This window comes from Litorivivens sp. (genome assembly GCF_041625495.1).
Lineage (GTDB): Bacteria > Pseudomonadota > Gammaproteobacteria > Pseudomonadales > Spongiibacteraceae > Litorivivens.
This window is the reverse complement of record NZ_JBFJTH010000252.1, coordinates 1-3,760: the sequence shown is the minus strand read 5'-3', so window position 1 is coordinate 3,760 and position 3,760 is coordinate 1. Positions and strand designations below refer to the sequence as shown.

Below are 3,760 nucleotides of genomic sequence, written 5' to 3'. Positions count from 1 at the left end.
GCCGTGGGCGGCATTGGTACCGGCACCGTAAAAGCCGTAGCCTTTTTCCGTTTCCGCTATCAGGTAGGGCAATTTCACCGGATAGTGCATATGGCCTTCACGGATGTGCGCACTGCAGGCTTCTAGCCGCGCTTCCGATTCAAAAATACCCCAGATAAACGCCGCAGGATCACGTCCGTCGATGGCGATGGGGTGAAAATCATTCTGTTCCAGATGCTCGTAGAACCAGGACAAGCCTCCCTGTTGATAAATGGTGGAGCGTTGGTCGATACGCCGCCCGTTAGCGATCATCACTGGCGTTACCAACCCGCAATCCTCCGCGCGCCACCAGCGGCTGGCCCAATCACTGCCGCGCTGTTCTTCAAAGGCACCGTCACTTAAAAACGCCACTAGCCGCTCGCCCGGCAGTGGCATGTGCACGTACTGCAATTCGGCAAAACCGAGATAACCACCTTCAATCAGGCCACCAGCGGTCTGCGGGTTTACGTGACTACCCAATGGAACACCAGGACGACCATCATCCGCTATGGCATAGCTGTAAAAATCCCGCGCCAACTGCGTCAGCCCTTCATCACTCAATGGATAGCGTTCAGACTGCTCCGGATAGAGGTTTTGCAACAGCACATTGACCGCATCGATGGCGGCCACGCAGTGCCCCTGTCCCATCAACCAGCTGCGGGTGACACCGGCCAGGCGATTGGCAACCATATAGCCCACATAGGCAGGCACCATATTCAGGGAACCGCCAGTATGTCCCTGGGGGTTGGTTTTAAAGTCGTCTGCATCGAGTGCGCTGCCGCTGAAATCCACTCTGTTGCTATAGGTCATATGCACCACCAACCACATGGCCGCACTGGCCAGGCGATCTGCGGCAGACAATATCTCCAACACTTCATCGATCTGTTTAAACCGTCCTGTACACAGCAGTTGCTGGCAAAGATCGAACACTCTCACCTGCGTTTCGTCCCGGTGTTGGATCACACCATAACCTTCCGCCCAGCGCGCAAAGGCAGGATACGTATCGCGATATAACCTTGCCCGCTGTTGTATCCTATGATCGTTTTGTTGATCTATGGCATACATGGAATTTCCTCAATCAGCCAACGACTGAAATTCATTCTCAAAAGAAAAGTGGTGTTGTATGGAGCGCAACATGGAATCCGCCTCATCGGCGGCCACCACCCAGCACTGCACTGGTGACGCTGGTTGCGATAAAATCAGTGGTAAAGCGGACTGAACCAGAGGCTCTTTTAACGTAATACCCAAGTGGAAAAGACCGGACAACAAGCGGCAGCAAATATCGACGTTGTTTTCCGCAATACCGCCGCTAAGAACGACACCGTCCAGCTCGCCCAGAATGGCGAAATACGCGCCCAGTGTTTTCTGGAATCGATAACGGAAAAAATCAAACGCCAGTTGGTGTTGCGGCTGTTCACTCGCAAACAAATCCGCCATGTTATCGATTCCGCCGGACAGACCCCGCCAGCCGGATTCGTGATTTAAAACATGATCAGTCTCTTCCGGCGTCCACCCCTCCTGCCGCTGCAACCAGGTCAGTAATCCGGGATCGATATCACCGCTGCGCGTGCGCATCAACAACCCTTCATTGGGTGTAAACCCCATGGTGGTATCGACCGGTTTGCCATCGCGGATGGCAGCCATGGAACAGCCGCTTCCCAGTTGCGCAGTCACCAGGGTGTAGTGTTCGTTATCGGGATTCACTGTCTCCCACTGTTTGACCATGGACTCATGAGCAAAACCGTGAAACCCGTAACGGCGTAATCCATATTTCTCAGTGAGCGCGACGGGCAGTCCATAAATCCGCGACACCACCGGCAGGTTGCTGAAAAACTCACTATCGAAAACCGCAAAAACAGGAATGGAAATTCGGGTATTCCGAAGCTGCTCAATCAGTTCAATGGCCGCCTTATTGTGCAGTGGCGCCAGTGGTATCAGGGTTTGCAGTTGCCGAAAGTTATCGTCGTTGATGGGGAGAGGTTTAAGATATTCAGAGCCCCCGTGTACGACTCTGATAATCACCGCGCGAACATCATGATTTGTCAGCACATCGGTCAGCCAAGGGGGCGCGCCAGGATAAGTCTGCGCAGCTGATTGGCCGACACCTGCTTGCCCAATAGCAACAGGCACCGTTGCACCCGCATATTCAAGCGCCGAGACGTTATGCGTGCTCCACTTGATGGATGAACTACCCGGATTCAACACCAACAGAACCGGTTTGTCATAGCGCGGCAAACTGCTCATCAGCTGGATAATCAGTCGGATGACTGCAAGCGGTTATAAATGGCCGCCAGCAGCCAACCGGCGATACCCGCTGCCACGAACCAGGCCACCAGCCCGATAACGACACCATTGAGAGTCAAGTACCAACCCATCTCATTCAGTTGCATATGCACCATTTCTCCGGACATGGACAACATCATGGAAGGCATTAACATCACCAGCAGACTGCAAGCCAGCCACAGTATCGCCGCGGTAATCGCGCTGGCCATCCCGAATTTGAACGCATTAAGTGTCATGATTATTCCTCCGTTTATGGTGGTGTATCTGTGAGAAATTAGTGTCTCTACAAATCCCCGAACCGATTGACAGACTGCGCCATTCGCATCATTTCGTGCTCTTCCAGCGACTGGAGTGATTCCATCAACTCTTTGGCAGAGGGGATGTCCGCCCTGGAGGCGAGATAGCGATACAGTTCAATCACCTGCTGGTGTTGATCGACTATCACCTCCATGATTTGCGTCGCATCCAGCTCGGCAAAGGGGGCGTCGCAATGCGCATGCCGAACGATGGGGTGCTTTGCCACATATTCGTAACACCAGGTGTTCAGTGCATGCTCGTCGCCTGAGGTTTCAAACCCGCTGACTACCTTGGTCAGTGCCTTCTCATGATCGGACAGATACGCAAGGATCATCCGGGCCCGTTCATCCATATTCTTGTCCGCACAGTGGGATAAACACTGGCTGAGGTGTTGGTGAAATTCCCGGGTCCAGTGCAGCACATCTTTTAAGGTTTCAATTTGCATAACTTTTTCTCCGCTGTGGATTATCTCTTCGATTACAGGCGCAAAATATCGCGATAACCCGCCACATTCACCGCAAACGCGGTGTGCTCCTGCAAGTGCACCCGAAGGCCTTCAAGGGCTTCCGGGTCACCGTGAATCAGTTGAATTCGAGTAGTATCGGTCAGCGCTGACTGCTGTAACCACTGGGTCAGTTCGAGGTAGTCTGCGTGCCCCGACAAACCGGAGATGACTTTGACAGTGGCTCTCAACGGTACCCAGCCTCCGTGGATTTTCACCGCATCAACACCCTCCAGCATTTTTGCGCCGCGAGTGCCGCCCGCCTGATAACCGGTAAACAGTACCGTGGTTTTAGAACTGCCTAACAGGCGTTTGAAGTGGTGGAGAATACGACCTCCGGTAGCCATGCCGCTGCCAGCGATAACAATATGGGGGAAAGCCTGTCCGGCAATCGCCTTCGATTCGTCCACCGTGCGGGTATAGGTCACGCCATCGCATAGGCGGTAGCATTGCTCGTGACTCAACCGGTGCTGATCACTGAACTGGCAGAAAATATCCGATACTTTGATCGCCATGGGGCTGTCGAGATAGATGGGCATTTTGGGGATATCGCCCTGATCCATCAGGGTCGCCAACAGATGTTGCAAGGCCTGCGCCCGCCCTACCGCAAAGGCCGGGACTAGCAGCACGCCGCCGCTTTTGGCGACACGGTTAACAATT

The 3,760-nt window shown here is 53.8% G+C and carries 4 protein-coding genes and 1 pseudogene; all 5 read right to left on the bottom strand.

What is annotated here, in order from left to right:
• Positions 1 to 1,083, bottom strand: a pseudogene (locus ABYP39_RS17965) (xylulose 5-phosphate 3-epimerase); the annotation flags it as partial.
• 9 nt (positions 1,084 to 1,092) lie between these two features.
• Positions 1,093 to 2,262 carry an acetate/propionate family kinase gene (locus tag ABYP39_RS17960; RefSeq protein ID WP_372783979.1) on the bottom strand — a complete coding sequence of 390 codons (1,170 nt, stop codon included), beginning with the start codon at positions 2,260 to 2,262 and terminating at the stop codon, positions 1,093 to 1,095.
• 11 nt (positions 2,263 to 2,273) lie between these two features.
• Positions 2,274 to 2,537, bottom strand: coding sequence for a DUF5676 family membrane protein (locus tag ABYP39_RS17955; protein ID WP_372783977.1), 264 nt, complete (start codon positions 2,535 to 2,537; stop codon positions 2,274 to 2,276).
• Between the two features lie 47 nt (positions 2,538 to 2,584).
• On the bottom strand, positions 2,585 to 3,043 hold the full coding sequence (locus tag ABYP39_RS17950; RefSeq protein WP_372783975.1) for an ATPase: 459 nt from the start codon (positions 3,041 to 3,043) through the stop codon (positions 2,585 to 2,587).
• 32 nt (positions 3,044 to 3,075) lie between these two features.
• Positions 3,076 to 3,760: MBL fold metallo-hydrolase RNA specificity domain-containing protein (locus ABYP39_RS17945; RefSeq protein WP_372783973.1), on the bottom strand; the 685-nt coding region annotated here is incomplete at its 5' end.

Bases quoted from the DNA above. Each gene is read 5' to 3' on its own strand.
- ABYP39_RS17960 (WP_372783979.1), bottom strand. From the start codon at position 2,262: ATGAGCAGTTTGCCGCGCTATGACAAACCGGTTCTGTTGGTGTTGAAT.
- ABYP39_RS17955 (WP_372783977.1), bottom strand. From the start codon at position 2,537: ATGACACTTAATGCGTTCAAATTCGGGATGGCCAGCGCGATTACCGCG.
- ABYP39_RS17950 (WP_372783975.1), bottom strand. From the start codon at position 3,043: ATGCAAATTGAAACCTTAAAAGATGTGCTGCACTGGACCCGGGAATTT.